Below are 15,855 nucleotides of genomic sequence, written 5' to 3'. Positions count from 1 at the left end.
GGATTGCCCCCACAACCCGCGAGCAAACACACCCCGGCACATAGCGCAGCCCAGCGCCTCATTCCCCTACCCCCAGGTCGCCCCTCACCCCTCAAGCTGCAAGGGTACCCGTCAGTCCCTAGGTGCGGGCCGGACGAACGGGAATGCCAGGGTGCTGCGGATGTTCTGGCCGGTGAGCATCATCATCACCCGGTCGACGCCGATCCCCAGACCGCCGGTCGGCGGCATCGCGTACTCGAGCGCGGACAGGAAGTCCTCGTCCAGCGACATCGCCTCGGGGTCGCCCGCGGCGGCCTTCAGCGACTGCTCGGTCAGGCGGCGGCGTTGCTCGACCGGGTCGACCAGCTCGGAGTACGCCGTACCGATCTCGGCGCCGAAGGCGACCAGGTCCCAGCGCTCCGCGAGCCGCGGGTCGGCGCGGTGGTTGCGGGTCAGCGGCGAGGTCTCCAGCGGAAAGTCGGTGTAGAACGTCGGGAAGGCGGTGTTCGGCTCGACCAGCTCGTCGTACAGCTCCAGCACCAGCTCGCCGGCCGACATCTCGAACGTCGTGTGCAGGCGGTGCTCCGCGCAGATCTCGCGCAGTCGCTCGACCGGCGTGTTCGAGTCGAGGTCCACGCCGGCCGCCCGGCCGACGGCGTCGTGGACGGTGACGACGGGCCATTCGCCGGAGACGTCGATCTCGCCGTCGGCCCGGCGTACCACCGGCTTGCCGAAGACCGCGGTCGCGGCCTCGACCAGCAGCTCGCGGGTGAGCTCACGCATCACCTGGTAGTCGGCGTACGGCTGGTAGGCCTCGACCGAGGTGAACTCCGGGTTGTGGGTCGCGTCCGCGCCCTCGTTGCGGAAGTTCCGGTTCAGCTCGAAGATCTTGCCCATCCCGCCGACGCTGAGCCGCTTCAGGAACAGCTCCGGCGCGATCCGCAGGAACAGCTCGGTGTCGTAGGCGTTGATGTGGGTGGCGAACGGCCGCGCGTTCGCTCCGCCGTGCACCGCCTGCAGCATCGGCGTCTCCACCTCGATGAAGCCGCGCGCCTCGAAACCGTTGCGCAGGGCCCGTACGGCGGCGCTGCGCTGCTGCATCATCCGCAGCGAGTCCGGGTTCATCACCATGTCGATGTGCCGCTGCCGTACCCGCGCCTCGGGGTCGGTGAACCCCTTCCGCTTGTCCGGCAACGGATGCAGGCACTTCGCCGCCATCACCCACGACGTCGCCGCGATCGACAGCTCACCACGCCGGCTCGTCACCACCTCGCCGGTCACGCTGACGTGATCACCGATGTCGACCAGTCGCCGCCACTGCTCCAGCGGAACGTCGCCGCACGCCTCGGCCGTGAACATCACCTGCAGCTCGATCGCCCCGTCCTGCAGTTGCGCGAACGCGAGGCCGCCGTGGTCGCGCATCCGCATCACCCGGCCGGTCACGGACACCAGGTGGTCGGTGTGATGATCCGGCGGCAGATTCGGATACAGCTCCCGCACGCGCTCCAGCGTCTCGGTCCGGGGCACACTCACCGGGTACGGATCGATGCCCGCGGCAACGAGCTCGAGCAGCTTGGCCCGCCGGATCTGCTCCTGCTCGGTGAGCTTGCGCTCCGGCAACGCCGGCCGCAGCAGCTCGTTCTCCTGCTCGCGTACGGCGGTCGCGAACGCGCGTCCGTCCGCCGCCATGATCGCGTGCCGCTCGGCCGCCTCGACACTGTCGACCCGGGTCCACGGCCGCGGCGCGGGCAGGAAGCCCTCCGCGGTACCGGCAGCGAGCACGACCTGGGCGAGCGAGGCGCCCCGCGAATAGCACATCAGCCGCGGCGACCAGCGGGGCAGGTACTTCTCGTTCGACTGGTAGAGGCTCTCCAGTTGCCAGAAGCGCGAGGCGCCGGTGAGCAGCGCGTTCGTCAGGCGCAGTACCGGGCCGGCGCCGACCCGCTCGGCGTCGCTGAAGATCTCCCGGAACATCGCGAAGTTCAGCGAGATCCGGTGGATGCCGAGGTCGCGGGACGCCTCGATCAGCGAGGTCACCATGAACTCCATCAACCCGTTCGCGGACTCCGGGTCGCGCCGCATCAGGTCCAGCGACACACCTCGGACGCCCCACGGGACGAACGACAGCAGCCCGCGTACGACGCCTTCGGTGTCCCGCGCGATGACCATCACGCACCGCGCGTCGGCCGGATCGCCGAGCCGCCCGAGGGCCATCGAGAACCCGCGCTCGGTCCGCGCGCCCCGCCACCTCTCGGCCAGGTGCACGTACTGCGCCAAGGTCTCCGGCGACAGGTCCCCGGCCCGCACGACTTCCGCGTGGTACCCGGCCCGCTGGACGCGCGTCACCGCCTGCCGGACCGGGCGCATCGTCCGGCCCTCGAGCGTGAAGTCCGCGACGTCGATGATCGCCTCGTCGCCCATCGACAACGCGCGAAGGCCCGCGTCGACATACGCCTGCGCGGCCTCCTCGCTCGCCGACAGGACAGCGGGGGACCAGCCGTACCTCCGCGCTTCGGCGAGCCAGCGATGGATCGCGGCCGGCCAGGCGAGCGGATCGCCGAGCGGATCACCGCTGGCCAGACTGACGCCGTTCACCACCCGGTACGCGATCGCGGCCTCGTTGTCCGGCGAGAACACGACCGCCTTGTCGCGGCGGGTGGCGAAGTACCCGAGGGAGTCCCGCTCGCCGTGCAGCAGCAGGAGCCGCCGTACGCCGAGCTCCTCGGCCTGGGTCAGGTACCGGACGCGTTGGACCGAGCGGAGGAAGATCCAGAACGCGATCACCAGTGACGCCGCCGAGATCGCGCCGACCGCCAGGCCGATCCAGCCGTGTCCTTCGTGGCCGCCGAGCTTGCTGCGGGACTGGCCGAGGGCGGCGATGATCGCCCAGCCGATCTTCTGTCGCTGACCGCTCAGCGTCCGCGGGAAGATCTGAGTGAGGGTGACGCTGACCGCGATCGAGATCAGCATGCCGAACACCAGCGCGCCGACCGCGAGCCGGCGGGTGCCAGGAGCGAGGCGGGCCGGGAAGGCGCCGCGGATCTTCCACAACAGCACGATCAGGGCGGCGACGACGACCCACTGGATGATGGCCCATTCGAGATCTTGCACGGTGGTCCGGTCGAGGTCGGACAGCCACTCCGTGCCGCCCGGACTGCTCAGCCGGACCGTGCTGAACGCGATGTACGCGGTCAGGCCGAGGAGCCACAGCGCTTCGAAGACCCACAGCACCCAGAGGAGCGCGGCGCGCTTGCCGCGGAGTAACGCGCTGCCAACCACTGCGAGGTAGACGGCGGAGAAGAACGTGTGACCCGCCGGGATGCCGACGAAATCGAACGCCATGTCGACGTGCTTGACGAAGATCGGGGCCCCGATGTGCAGCGGGATGGCAAGGAACGACCACACCGAGGCGAGCACAACGACGCGGCCGACCCAGACCGCGGAACGGTGCTGCCACACCGGTGTCACTGCTGATTGTTCCGACCGCACCAGCCGATCATCCCATTAGTTCCGTGAGACTTCGGTCGACCTAGCACTACCCCGACCGTACCCCTGACGCCACAGCCAATACTTTGGTTGTCATGCCACGCTGACGAGGATGGTCGCCGTCCCGTACCGCCTGGTGCGCAACCTGTTGGTTGCCGCCGCCGCGCTCTACTGCAGCCTGCTGCTCGAGGCAGCCGCCGGGTTCCCACTGGACGTCCGCACCTCGTTCCTGAGCGAGCTCGGTGCGCGGGACCAGTCGACCAGCCTGTATGCGCGGGCGATGGACCTGTCGAGCAGTGCATTGACGCTGCTGGCCGTCCTGCTCGCCCGGCACGCCCGAGAGTTTTCGGGGTTGCTGGTCAGCGCCGCGGTCTTCGCCTTCGGGACGATGTTCGACTCGTTCTCGCCGATGGACGTCGTACCGGTCCTGCACGAGGCGACTTCGACGGTCGCAGGCGTCGGCTCTATCGGTATGGCTGTCTGCACGCTCATCGTGCTGCGTCGTTGCGGCTGGACCAGCAAGTTCCTCGCGGCTCTCGCCGGTGGAGTGCTGATCACGCAGGTCTGGCTCGGATGCGTCGTCGCGTACGAGACGCTGAGTGGTGCGGAGGTGGCGGCGCCCGGCATCCTCCAGCGGGCGTCCACGCTCTTGTTCTGCTTATTGCTGGGGACTTTGCTACCTGGTCTGAGGCAAGCTTTGTCTCGATGACAGTGATCTGGATCGTGGTCCCCGGCCTGGCCGAGACTCCGGAGGAGTTCGCCCGGGTCGTCGAGCTGTTGCCGGACGAGGACGTCCGTGTCATCGATCCGTGGCGTACGCCGATCACGTCGGACGTCGACGCGCTCCGCGCGGCTGCCGACGTACCGCCGGACGCGGAGATCGGACTGATCGGGCACTCGATCGGCGGACTCGCCGTACTGCGCTGGGCGCTGACCCGGCCGCTCGAGGTGACCCGGCTGGTGCTCGTGGACACGAGTCTGACCTCGGAGACCGGTTGGCGCCCGTTCTACCCAGGAAGGCGTGGCGATCGGGCGGTCCGGACGCTGGCGCGGTCCCTCGGGCGAGTCGGCCTGCCGAGTGTCATCGGTACGGCGCTGCGGCGATTGAGCGTCCGCGTCGGCAGCAGGTCGAACCACGACCTGTTGTCGAAGGCAACCGCGAGGTCCAGGTACGGCGCGGACACGTCGTGGCTGCTGTTCTGGGACGAACTCGCGGGCAGCTGGGAGCTGGCCGCCGAAGTGTCCAAGCTGATCGCCGGGCCGGTCGGCGCGCTCGCTCCGACCGTGTTGCTGGTCGCGACCGGCGGCAGCTCCCGCTTCACCGCGACCCGCTGGCTCGCGGGTCAGCGCCGGCTGGCCGACGTACTCGGCGGGACGGTCGAGGTGCTGCCGGACTCCGCGCACCTCGTCCATCTGGATCGCCCGGACGCGATCGCCGCCGCCGTCCTGCGGTAAATCCCTTCCGCGGCGCGGGGTGGGTGCCTTACGCTCATTCTACTGAAACAGTCGTGGCAGTGATGATCCGTAGTGGATGTGCACAATGAGCGATCAGATGCGGGTGAGCCGAAGTCTGCGGTGGCGCTGGTTCCTGGATGACGTGCAGGAACACGGGCGCTTGATCTGGCGGCTGTACGCCGACCGCATGTACACGTGGGGCCGGCGATGATCGTCATCACCTGCTCGGTGTGTGACCGGCGCATGCTGCTGCCGATGACGATGGTGAACGGCCTGGACCGCCGGATCGACCTGGCGGGTCAGGTGCTGTACGAGCTCACCTACACGTGCTGGTGCGGTGCACCCGGAGCGAAAGTGGTGAAGGGACCTAGGTAGTGCTGGTCATGGCCGGCGTGGGGAGCTTGCGCTGCCACACCTCGTCCAGCGCCATCCGCATCGCACCGGTCACCACCGCGTCCTCAGCCAGCGCGGACAGCTCCAGCTTCGGGTGGTTGAGCGTCAGCAGTCGGAGCTGGTCGGAAATCGCGTCCAGCAGCACCGCGCCGGCGCGGGCGACACCGCCGCCGATGACCACAGCCGTCGGGTCGAGGACGAGGATGGACGGAGCCAGGGCGCGGGCGAACGCGCGGGCGACCTGCTGCACGACTGCTTGAGCTACTGGATCCCGCTCGGCCGCAGCGGCGAACACGTCCGCGGTGTCCAGCTGGTCGCCGCCCAGCTCGGCCAGGCGCGACTCCGGGTGGTCCAGCGCAGCCTGACGGCCCAGTGCGGCGATCGCCTCCGAGCCGACTGCGCGCTCCAGCGGTCCACGGCTGTCCTCCGGGTTGATCACGTCATCGGGACCAGTGGCGATGAAGCCGATCTCACCGGCCGCTCCGGTGCCGCGGTGCAACCGACCGTCGATGACGATGCCCGCGCCCAGTCGCTCGCCCCACTGGACCGCCAGGAGTGTGCCGGTACCTCCGCGGGCCGCGGCGATCGCCAGTGCGGCGAGGTTGGCGTCGTTGTCCAGCATGACCGGGCAGTCGAGCAGACCGCGGACGTGCTTGATCAGGTCGATCGCCGACCAGCCCGGCACGCTGGGGACCAGCTGGACCCGGCCGGTGTGCTCGTCGACGATGCCGGGGCTCGCTGCGACAGCGGCGGCGACGTCCTCGGCCGGCACCTCGGCCTCCGCGAGCGCCTCCACGATCACCTCACCGATCACGCCGAGCAGCTCTTGAGCGGTCCAGCCGGGGCCGGAGCGGCGTACCAGGGACAGCTTGCGGCCGGCCAGGTCCGAGACGCCGACCGTGACGCGGTGCGGGCCGACATCCAGGCCGAGGACCGGCGCGGCGCGGCCGCGGAGCGACACGCGGATCGCCGGGCGGCCGAGTGACCGATCCGCGGAGTCGGGGCCGTGCTGCTGCAGCCAGCCGGCGTCGAGCAGCTCGTCGACGGCCTGCGCGACGGTCGGTCTGGCCAGACCGGTGCGTTCGACCAGCTCAGCGACGCGCAACGGTGCCGGCGCGGATCGTCGGACCGCATCCAGGACCGAGGCGACATTGATCCGCCGCAGCATCGTCGTACCGCCGCCGCCGACCGTTCCCTTGCTCATGTCCGACCCCTTGCCTGCCACTCGCACAGTATAGAGAGCGAGCGTTCGTAAATACTGTCCAATTGCCGCGCCGGATGGCGGATGCCGATGCGTGAGTCGACAACTATCACCCAACTGGTGTCAGATGTTCCAGCACACGCATCGCTGCCCGGAATCGGGTCAGCATCCGGCCTCAGCCCTGCAGCGCGGTCCGGGCGAAACTGCTCAGTGCCTCCCGGTCCGGTTGCTGGGTCTTGCTCATCAGACTCGCCACGTGCTTCTCCACCGTTCGTGGCGAGATGTGCAACCGGGACGCGATCGACTTGTTCCCGATCCGGTCCACCAGCAGCTGGCAGACCTCGTACTCACGGGTGGTGATCCCGAGTTGTCGCAGATGCGCCGGCACCTGGTCCGACCCGTTCCGGCGCTGTGACACGGTTGCGCCGAGCTGCCGCATCAGACCGCGACAAGCACTCGCCACGGCCGGGATGCCCGCGGTGTGGAAGTAGTCCTCGGCCAGCCGCAGCCACGCGACCGGATCACCCCAGCCGTCTGCGTAGGCAGGCTCGGCAACCAGGCGCAGACCGAGGTGCCGCGCCAGCGGGAACAGCAACGCGGTCTCCGTCGCCTCCTGCACCTTGGCGTTGGCCGCTTCGGCCTGACCGTCCCGGCCGAGCAGTACGGCCTCTGCGAGCTGGACGAACTGCTTGTTCCATCGCATGCCGCTCGCAGCGGTCGCGGTGACCGCCTCGAAGTGGGCCCAGCCGTTGCGTCCGGACAGGACGCCGAGCAGCAGGCCCAGCCCGTTCTTGCCGGTCAGGTGCAGGGTGGTCGGGTTCTGCGCGTCGTACGCGAGCGCCTGCGCCAGGTCGGAGTCGGCCAGCTCGCGGTTCTCCTCCAGCAGCGCGCAGAACGCCCTGGCCAGTCCGTACGAGTACGGCAATTCGTACGACGCTCGCTCGCCGCCCCAGTTCGCGACCTCGGCCAGCGTTGCCTCCATCGCGGCCCGGCGCCCCTGGTGCGCCTCCAGGATCGCCTTGATCGCCAGGAAGTAGGTCGCGGCCCGCCCCATCCGCAGCCGCCGGGTGACCTCCAGACACTCGGCGATGATCTCGGCTGCCCGGGCGTATTCGGACCGCAGGATCGCCTGCTGGCCGAGGATGCCGTCCACCTCGTACATCAACGGGATGGCGCCGATCCGCAGCGCCTGCTGCCGGGCCCGCTCCAGCTCGAGGATGCTGCCGTTCGCGAGGCAGATGGTGCCCGCCTGGAAGAAGTGCGAGCCGACCCGCTGGTAGGTCATCCCGTGGTCCTCGGCGATCTGCCGGGCCCGATGGAAGTAGTCGATCGACCGGTCGAGGTCGTGCTCGCGGGCCAGGATCCCCAGCAGTTGCAGGGCTTCGCAGGCCACCTCGGGCAGCTCGGCGCGTTCGGCCGCCGCGGCCGCGCGGGTGGCCAGCTCGGTCGCGTTCTTGAGCCGGCCGGGGCTCGTGCGGGCCAGCTCGAGGTTGGCCGCGATCGCGTCGACCGGGGCGAGGTCGGCGTCCCCGGCGTCGCTGCCGAGCAGGGACCGGGCGGTCGTGACGTGGGCCAGCCCGGCCGACCAGCGACCGGCCATCATCTCGGTGTTCGCGAGCTGGACGTGCAGCGCGGCCACCTTGCGGCTGTCGAGGTTGCGGTCGGCCAGCTCGTCGACGGTCGCGGCGTGCGCGGCGATGTGCTCGAAGCGGCCGGTCGCGCTCAGCGCGAGCAGCAGCGAGCCGAGGACGTCGGCCCGGTGGCCGATATCGGGATCGGCGACGAGCAGGGTGTTCGCGCGCTCGAGCAGATTGGCCGCCGACCCCGTCGAGCCGTCGTCGAACGACCGCCGCCCGGCGAGCGCGAACAGCCGCCCCGCACGGATGCTGTCGCCGCCGGTGTCGGCGAGCTCCGCGACCATCGGGCACCACTCGCCCGGCAGACCCGGATGCAGCTCCTCGACCGCGTCGGCGCAGCGACTGGCCAGCGCCGAGCGTTCGGTCGGCGTCAGGCCGGCGAGCAGCGATTCGGCGGTCAGCGGATGCCGGAACGCGTACCAGTCCGGCGCCGGCTCGTCCGGACCGACGAGCTGGGCGGCCACACCGGCCCGGAGTGTGGCCAGCAGCAACCGTTCGTCCGTCCCGGTCGCCTTGCGTACGACGCTCAGCGGGAACCGGTGCCCGATCACCGCCGCCAGCACGAGGATGTCCCGCGACTGCGGCCCGAGCTGCGCGGTCCGGCTGCTGATACTGCGCACCACTGCGGGCGGGACGTTCGTGTGCAGGTCGTCGACCACCTGCACGCTGCCGTCCGGCCCGGACACCAGTTGTCCGCTGCGGTTCGCCTCCTGCAGCAGTTCCTCGACGATGAAAGGAACTCCGGCGCTGTCGTTCCACAGCTGGTCGGACAGCTGTTCGGGCACGCCGTCGACCGGAACCTCCAGGCAACCCGCGGCGAGCTCGGCGACCTCACTCCGCCGTAGCGGTTGCAGCTCGATCAGTTCGGCGGTACCTCGTTGCGCCGACAACCGGGCCAGTTCGTACGCCTCGCACATCTCGGACCGCATCGTCGCCACGAGCGCGATCGGCTGGTTGTCCAGGTTGTCGAGCAGGTACTCGATCACGGCCAGCGTCTCCGGGTCGGAGCCGTGCAGGTCCTCGAGGACGAGTAGGCAGCCGCGGTCCCGGCCGACCAGCGTCAGCAGTCGCAGCACTGCCTCCCCGAGTACGACCGGTGACGCAGCGGTGTCGTGGGCGGTGCCGTCGTCCCAGTCCGGAACGAGCCGGCCGAGCACCTGCTGGTACGGCCCGAGGCCTTCGGTCGTGGGCATCTCGCCGCGCCGGATCAACGACAGCAGCGCCTCGGTGAACGGGCGGAAGGCAACCATCGTGCCGATCGCCCCGACCCGTCCGCGTAGCGTCGTCATGCCTGCGTCGAGGGCTTGGGCGGTGGCGGTCGCGGCCAGCCGGCTCTTTCCGATGCCGGGCTCGCCGACCAGGAAGATCGCACCCCCATGACCGCCGTGACCGCCGTGGGCGCCGGCCAGCAGGCGGTGAAGGCTTTCGATCTCCCGGGCTCTGCCGACCACGGTAGGCGAACGGGTCTGCATGATTGCCAACTGTAACGACGAATTGCTGTTGCCGCAGACAGGTCGACCGAGGGCCGGTTGGACCCGGCCCTCGGTCAAACGTTCGCTGCTGTCCGCGGGCAGCTCGTCGGACCTAGATCGTCCCGAACGGGAGGCCGTCGGGGACCATGACGGCGGCCGCTGCCGCGCTCAGGCCGACGACCCCGACGAGGGCCATCGCCCGGGCGCCGACCTTGTGCCGCATGGGCAACGTGATCGGACCGAGCGGATCGGTGTGTTCCGGGACAGTTGACTGGGCGTCGGCCGTGGTCTTGGGCTGAACATCGTGGTGCTGGGCGGTCATGCTGTTTCCCCTTGTCACTGTGTGGGCTCTGGTGCTGTGCCACACCTCGACCCGGTGGTTGGTTCGAGCAACAGCACGGACGGAACCCGTTCGGGGAACGCAAGGCGGAGCACTCCGTACCCGATCCCTGCCAGACCGGTCAGCAGGCCTGGAGACGGTACGGCTCGTGGTGTCCCACACTGCGGTCCGTACTGCTGTACTGCCGCGAGCACCAGCCCCGCACGACGTCGTCGCGCGGCCTCTGCAGCTGGGTACTCGCGTCCGGCGAGCCACATCAGTGACTCCACCGCGCCGAGCTCGCCGTGGCACAGACTCAGGTCGGCGAGCACCGGGCGTTCTGTTGCGGACCTCAGGTAGCTGTCGAGGTCCGCGGGTACTCCGGCCGCCGCCCGGGCCAGCGCGGTCCCGGCGTCGCCCGAGCACCAGCCGTGGCCGACAGGCGTGTTCCGCCGGTCGAGGTCGGCTGCTGTCCGGGCGGCATCCAGGTACCTGTCGCCAGGTACGCCGTACTGTCCGAGCGACCATGCGATTCCCTGGTAGCCGCGAGCGAAGCCGTGATCCGCTGCTACTCGGCCACGGAGTCCGCTCTCGACTCTGGCCACCAGGTGATTCGCGTATCGGTCGGCCAGCCGGTCGGCGGCCGGAAGTCCTGTTATTGCTTGCATCGCGGCCAGTCCGCCGGCCGCGCCTTCGACGTACGACGGGAACTCGGTGGGGTCCGGCACGAGCTGCTCGGTGAGGTCGAGCGAGGCTGCCAGCCAGCTGGTCAGCTCGGCGTCGCCGAGGAGGGTGCGCAGCCGGTCCAGGCCGTAGCTGATGCCGCCGAGCCCGTGGAAGCCCGGTCCGACGAGTTGAGCCGACTCGAGGTCACCGGCCAGCGCTTCGAGCAGCTGCGGGATCGGACGGATCGCGTCGCGGGCCAGCTCGTAGTACTTGCCGGCTCCGGTGAGTGCGCCGACCTGTGCGAGGAACAGTGCCGTACCGGTGTAGCCGTTGGACAGGCCGGCGCCCATGGAACGCACAGCCCAGTGGTGGTCGTCGAGCAGTTCGAGACCGAGCCAGTTGGCCGCGCCGCCGGTTTCGCCGATCACCTGCGCGACGATCTCGTCGGCGATGTCGGTGGCCGCCGCGAGGAGCTGATCGGGATCTGCTTCGGTCGGACCCAGATGTTGCCTGGTCCTCGTACTGACGTGCTTGATCGGCTCCGGACGGGTGGCGAGGGACGCGGAGATCAGCCAGGTCTGCCGATGTTCGTCCACGTCACCGAGGCTTGCGATCTTCGCCTCTACCGCCGCAAGGCCCGTCAGTGCGAGAACATCGGCGATCCGGGTGCCGTCCGACGCCCACACGTCCCGGCTGTCCGGGCGAGCGGTGAACAGCGGTACGTCACCTGCCCACAGATCGGCGAGCTCGTGCGGGACGATCGCGTGCAACGACTCGTCCGCATCCCACAGCAGGTCGAGCAGCTGACTCCGGCCGGCCGCGTCGCGCAGTGCGTCCGGGTGGGTCGACTCGTCGAGCAGACTCTTGTACAGAGCCGTGCTGCGCGGCACGAACCGGAGCTCGTCGGAGTCGCACCGCGCCAGCAACCCGTCCGGTCCGAGGAACTCTTCGCGGTGCCGGGCAATCGCCTCATACGCGGCCCGGAACCCTGTGAGCAGAGCGATCTCGTGCTCGCGTGGCTCGATCATCGCCCCGTCCAGCATCGGGCGGTTCGCGGCGCTCGTCGTCTGTCCGGGACGACGGACCAGATGCATCGAGTCCAGCCCCGCGTCGGCCCAGTCGACCACGCTCATCGGAGCATTCGACTCGTCGTCACCGCCAAGGCCGGACACGTCCGCGACGCCGTACTCACCCGACACGAGCAGCGGAAGCAGCGCGGTGCGGTAGACCGAGCCGAGCAGCGAGCTGTACGCCGGATCGTGGCTCAACGCGGTCACCGGCAGATGACTCGGGTGGAACAGCGTCTCGACGTCCACCAGCACCGGCTGGTCGCCGGCGGCGATCAGGTTCTCGAAGTGCATGTCGGTGCCGTCGAGCACGTACAGGAGGGCGAGCAGAGCGCCTTGCCGGTGGTAGAACCGCCGTACGCCGCCGAAGTCGTCGCACGGCTCGTGGACGACGTACTCCAGCCAGCCGTAGCCGTCGCGGGTGAGCAGGCGGACCGTGCGGATGGCCAGTGCGGTCTTGTCGTTGAGCCAGTCCACGAAGGCGTTGAAGTGCCGGTGGAGCTCCAGCGGACGCGGCTTGTAGACCAGCCGGCGTCCGTCGGCGAAGGTGAGGATCGCGGTGCACCGACCGCCCCGGTGCGGATCGCCGCCGGGGTCGATCGCGGTCAGCGAACCGGGATCACGTCCGCCCAGCAACCCGGCGACGAGTGACTCACGGTCCTCGGCGAGTCGTGCCAGCAGCTCGAGGTGACCCTCGACGCCCTGACGGCACGACTCGCCCAGGACCCGGGCCAGCACCGGGTACGTGGCCAGGAACTCCGCCAGCTCGCTCCCTCCCACGAGCCGGTGGGTGAAGTCCAGGAACCTCGCGGCAGGGGTGTCGCCGGCCAGTTCGCCGCGGTCGCGGGCCCGCGCGAGCTCCAGGACCAGCGTGCGGGCGGCCAGCTTCACCAGGCGGAGTCCCAGCCGCTGCAGGAACTGCTCGGCGAGCACGCCGCTGTGCCCGGCCGCGGCCAGGTCCCGGCGGGCCGAGTCGAGCAGAGGGTGCAGGCAACACATGAGCGCCTGCCGCCAGTCCGTGCCGGACCCATCCGCCGTCGTGGCCGCTCCACCTGACGTGTAGCCGCCAATGACACCGGTCCCTGCAGGGTCTCGACCGGCGGCAGGCGCGCTCGGGGGGAGAGACGTACTGCGCTCCACGTACTCGGCCCAGGCCGGCGCGGAGTGTGTCAACTCGTGCGGCTGCACGCCGGCCGACCACCAGGTGTCACGCTGGCTGATCCGGGCCTTTCCGGCGGTCGCTGAGTTGAGCACGGGCTCAGGCTGCCATCGGGGACAGTGCCCGGGCATGGGTACTCAGCCCCCATATTCTTGGCCGTTCCGCGGCTCGGTAGCTGAGTGTCGACCGGTGTCTGCCGCGGGGTAACGACTGGGGGTTGACGACCCCGCGGCAGCGGACCGGGCCGGCCGGCCCTTGGTGGAAGGCCGGCGGCACGGCGGGAACGATGCCTGTGCCGGACCAGGCTCGGCAAGAGCTCCGAACCCCCATTTTCGGGTCGCGTCCGGGCCGCCGAGGATGGGGGCACACTGGCCGGAACTTGGGTGCGGAATCCCCATGCGTGAACCCGGCCCGCACTGTCACCGTGGGCGCGTGCTCACTGTCGCTCCCGGACTACCTGTCTCAGCTCACTCTGTGCTGGACGTCGTACCGCAGCTGCCCGGTCAGTCGGCTGCGGCCGCGCTCCGGGAAACGGCAGAGGTGGCACTGGCTGCCGACGACCTCGGATACCGCCGCTTCTGGCTGGGAGAGCAGCATGGTGTCCGAGGCGTCGGCGGGGCAGCACCGGCCGTACTCGCGGCGGTGCTCGCCGCGCGGACCGACCGGATCCGCTTGGGCGCCGGCGGGGTTCTGCTGACCAACCATCAGCCGCTGGTCGTGGCGGAGCAGTTCGCCGCACTGGCAGCGGCGTACCCGAGTCGTATCGACCTGGGCGTGGAGGAGCAACGCAGCGTTGCACCCAGTACTGCGGCTGCTCTCGCCGGTGGTGCACGCGCCTCGTTCCCGCAGCGACTGGACGAGCTGTGCGGGTTCTTGCGCGATGGAACGCCCGGCCGGGTGCCGGTAGGCGACGTACGCCTGTCACTGGCCGGACTGCCGCCACCTGTCTTCGTAGTAGCTGATCACCCGGGTACTGCGGTGACTGCCGCCGTACGTGGACTACCTCTCTTTGTGGCGCACCACTGCGCGGCTGCGGTGACATCTGCTGCGGTGGACGCATACCGCAAGCACTTCGAGCCGACCGGACCGAAGGTAGGGCCGTACCTGGCTGTCACGGTCGGAGTGGTGGCAGCTGACTCCGAGGAACAGGCAGTGGTCCGGTTCGCGGAGTACGTGCGCGTGAAGACCCGGCTGGCCTCAGCGGGACCGCGTGTCACGTCCGCCGAGCTGATGGCGCTGCTGGACCCGCCGTTGACCGGACGCGAGCGTGGGCGCGCTGAGCGGCTGATGGACGACCAGGGGTACATCGTCGGCTCCCGGGCGACGGTTGCTGCCGAGCTGGGCGCACTGGTCGCGAGTACGACGGCCGACGAGGTCATGCTCGTCCCACTGGCCTTCGACGGACTGATCCGCTCGGCCATCCTCCGCACCGTCGCCGCCGGCCTGACCCGCATCGTCCGGACGGTCCCCAGCCGCACCCCACCCCTCATAGCCACGGCCTAGTCTGGGTACGGCGAACCCAGACGAGAGGCGGGCTCATGTCAACGGAGCGGGAAGTCGTCGAGGCGTGTCCGACCGAGCTGTTCGTCGGAGGCAAGTGGGTGGCGGCCGAGGGCGGCAAGACCCTCCCCGTCGAGGACCCGGCCACCGGTACGACGCTCTGCGAGGTGGCGGATGCCAGCCCGGCCGACGGCAAGACAGCGCTTGACGCAGCGGTCGCCGCGCAGGCGGAGTGGGCCGCTACGCCGCCACGTGAGCGTGGCGAGATCCTGCGCCGTACCTATGAGCTGATGACCGAGCGGGCCGACGACCTCGCGCTGCTGATGACGCTCGAGATGGGCAAGCCGGTCGCCGAGTCCAAGGGCGAGATCGCCTACGCGGCCGAGTTCTTCCGCTGGTTCGCCGAGGAGGCGGTCCGGATCGAGGGCGGGTACCAGATCGCCCCGAACGGTTCGGGCCGGTTCCTGCTGATGCGTCAGCCGGTCGGGCCGTGCCTGCTGATCACGCCGTGGAACTTCCCGGCAGCGATGGGTGCCCGCAAGATCGGCCCCGCGGTCGCCGCCGGCTGCACGATGGTGATCAAGCCGGCCTCGCAGACACCGCTGTCGATGCTCAAGCTGGCCGAGCTGATGACCGAGGCCGGTCTCCCGGCCGGCGTGCTGAACGTGATCACCACCCACGACTCGGGCGGCGTGATGGAGCCGCTGATCCGCGACGGCCGGGCGCGGAAGCTGTCGTTCACCGGCTCGACCCCGGTCGGCCGCAAGCTGATCGAGCAGGCCGCGGACCAGGTGCTGCGGACGAGCATGGAGCTCGGCGGGAACGCGCCGCTGCTGGTGTTCGAGGACGCCGACCTGGACAAGGCGGTCGAGGGCGCGATGCTCGCGAAGATGCGCAACGGCGGCGAGGCCTGCACGTCGGCCAACCGGATCTACGTGCACTCGTCGGTGATGGAAGAGTTCGCGACTCGCCTGACCGAGCGGATGGCGGCGCTGAAGGTCGGCCGGGGGACCGAGGACGGCGTCAACGTCGGTCCGCTGATCGACGCCAAGCAGCGCGACAAGGTCCGCGACCTGGTCGCGGACGCGATCGCCCAGGGCGCCCGGCCGCTGACCGGCGGCGAAGTTGCTGAGGGCAACGGATACTTCTTCCAGCCGACGGTGCTGGCCGACGTACCGGCGACGGCCCGGCTGCAGAAGGAGGAGATCTTCGGGCCGGTCGCGCCGCTGACCGCGTTCGAGACCGAGGACGAGGCCGTGCGGATGGCGAACGACACGGAGTTCGGCCTGGTCTCCTACCTGTTCACCAAGGACCTCGGCCGGGCGCTGCGGGTCTCCGAGCGCCTCGAGGCCGGGATGATCGGCCTCAACCAGGGCATCGTCTCCAACCCGGCGGCCCCCTTCGGCGGCGTCAAACAGTCCGGCCTCGGCCGCGAAGGCGGCACCGTAGGCATCGACGAGTACCTGGAACTCAAGTACGTCGCCGTCAACATCGACTAGACAGAAGGATCGAGGGCCGGCT

General features: G+C 69.9%; 11 protein-coding genes. 6 read left to right on the top strand and 5 right to left on the bottom strand.

The window, feature by feature from the left end:
• Positions 1 to 111 precede the first annotated feature (111 nt).
• Positions 112 to 3,438, bottom strand: coding sequence for a bifunctional lysylphosphatidylglycerol synthetase/lysine--tRNA ligase LysX (lysX, locus tag ACIA58_RS03535; protein WP_396402005.1), 3,327 nt, complete (start codon positions 3,436 to 3,438; stop codon positions 112 to 114).
• Between the two features lie 139 nt (positions 3,439 to 3,577).
• Here lysX and ACIA58_RS03530 point away from each other — a divergent pair, with 139 nt between their 5' ends.
• From ACIA58_RS03530 to ACIA58_RS03515, 4 genes are all read left to right on the top strand, one after another.
• On the top strand, positions 3,578 to 4,174 hold the full coding sequence (locus ACIA58_RS03530; protein WP_396402004.1) for a DUF998 domain-containing protein: 597 nt from the start codon (positions 3,578 to 3,580) through the stop codon (positions 4,172 to 4,174).
• Entirely contained in the window at positions 4,171 to 4,920 is a 750-nt protein-coding gene (locus ACIA58_RS03525; protein ID WP_396402003.1) for an alpha/beta fold hydrolase, read from the top strand. Before ACIA58_RS03530 ends, ACIA58_RS03525 begins: the two co-directional genes overlap by 4 nt.
• Before the next feature lie 85 nt (positions 4,921 to 5,005).
• Positions 5,006 to 5,131: a hypothetical protein gene (locus tag ACIA58_RS03520; RefSeq protein WP_396402002.1), complete on the top strand. Its 126-nt coding sequence runs from the start codon at positions 5,006 to 5,008 to the stop codon at positions 5,129 to 5,131.
• Positions 5,128 to 5,295, top strand: a complete 168-nt coding sequence (locus ACIA58_RS03515) for a hypothetical protein (RefSeq protein ID WP_396402001.1) — start codon at positions 5,128 to 5,130, stop codon at positions 5,293 to 5,295. The genes ACIA58_RS03520 and ACIA58_RS03515 overlap by 4 nt, the downstream gene beginning before the upstream one ends.
• Here ACIA58_RS03515 and ACIA58_RS03510 read toward each other — a convergent pair.
• The 4 genes from ACIA58_RS03510 to ACIA58_RS03495 form a co-directional block, all read right to left on the bottom strand.
• Entirely contained in the window at positions 5,288 to 6,517 is a 1,230-nt protein-coding gene (locus ACIA58_RS03510; RefSeq protein WP_396402000.1) for an ROK family protein, read from the bottom strand. The two genes, ACIA58_RS03515 and ACIA58_RS03510, sit on opposite strands and share 8 nt — an antisense overlap.
• 172 nt (positions 6,518 to 6,689) lie before the next feature.
• Positions 6,690 to 9,623: a helix-turn-helix transcriptional regulator gene (locus tag ACIA58_RS03505; protein ID WP_396401999.1), complete on the bottom strand. Its 2,934-nt coding sequence runs from the start codon at positions 9,621 to 9,623 to the stop codon at positions 6,690 to 6,692.
• Between the two features lie 112 nt (positions 9,624 to 9,735).
• Entirely contained in the window at positions 9,736 to 9,945 is a 210-nt protein-coding gene (locus ACIA58_RS03500; RefSeq protein ID WP_396401998.1) for a hypothetical protein, read from the bottom strand.
• Positions 9,946 to 9,959: 14 nt separating this feature from the next.
• A complete protein-coding gene (locus tag ACIA58_RS03495; RefSeq protein WP_396401997.1) occupies positions 9,960 to 12,929 on the bottom strand; it encodes a type 2 lanthipeptide synthetase LanM family protein in 2,970 nt (989 codons plus the stop codon).
• Positions 12,930 to 13,266: 337 nt separating this feature from the next.
• Here ACIA58_RS03495 and ACIA58_RS03490 point away from each other — a divergent pair, with 337 nt between their 5' ends.
• Together ACIA58_RS03490 and ACIA58_RS03485 are read left to right on the top strand one after the other, a co-directional pair.
• Positions 13,267 to 14,337, top strand: coding sequence for an MsnO8 family LLM class oxidoreductase (locus ACIA58_RS03490; protein WP_396401996.1), 1,071 nt, complete (start codon positions 13,267 to 13,269; stop codon positions 14,335 to 14,337).
• A gap of 35 nt (positions 14,338 to 14,372) precedes the next feature.
• A complete protein-coding gene (locus ACIA58_RS03485; RefSeq protein ID WP_396401995.1) occupies positions 14,373 to 15,833 on the top strand; it encodes an NAD-dependent succinate-semialdehyde dehydrogenase in 1,461 nt (486 codons plus the stop codon).
• The last annotated feature ends 22 nt before the right edge of the window (positions 15,834 to 15,855 follow it).

The sequence above is a fragment of the Kribbella sp. NPDC051586 genome (assembly GCF_044453965.1).
Classification (GTDB): domain Bacteria; phylum Actinomycetota; class Actinomycetes; order Propionibacteriales; family Kribbellaceae; genus Kribbella.
This window is presented reverse-complemented; position numbering and strand designations above follow the sequence as displayed.

Bases quoted from the DNA above. Each gene is read 5' to 3' on its own strand.
- ACIA58_RS03510 (WP_396402000.1), bottom strand. From the start codon at position 6,517: ATGAGCAAGGGAACGGTCGGCGGCGGCGGTACGACGATGCTGCGGCGG.
- ACIA58_RS03515 (WP_396402001.1), top strand. From the start codon at position 5,128: ATGATCGTCATCACCTGCTCGGTGTGTGACCGGCGCATGCTGCTGCCG.
- ACIA58_RS03525 (WP_396402003.1), top strand. From the start codon at position 4,171: ATGACAGTGATCTGGATCGTGGTCCCCGGCCTGGCCGAGACTCCGGAG.
- ACIA58_RS03530 (WP_396402004.1), top strand. From the start codon at position 3,578: ATGGTCGCCGTCCCGTACCGCCTGGTGCGCAACCTGTTGGTTGCCGCC.
- ACIA58_RS03505 (WP_396401999.1), bottom strand. From the start codon at position 9,623: ATGCAGACCCGTTCGCCTACCGTGGTCGGCAGAGCCCGGGAGATCGAA.
- ACIA58_RS03520 (WP_396402002.1), top strand. From the start codon at position 5,006: ATGAGCGATCAGATGCGGGTGAGCCGAAGTCTGCGGTGGCGCTGGTTC.
- ACIA58_RS03485 (WP_396401995.1), top strand. From the start codon at position 14,373: ATGTCAACGGAGCGGGAAGTCGTCGAGGCGTGTCCGACCGAGCTGTTC.
- ACIA58_RS03500 (WP_396401998.1), bottom strand. From the start codon at position 9,945: ATGACCGCCCAGCACCACGATGTTCAGCCCAAGACCACGGCCGACGCC.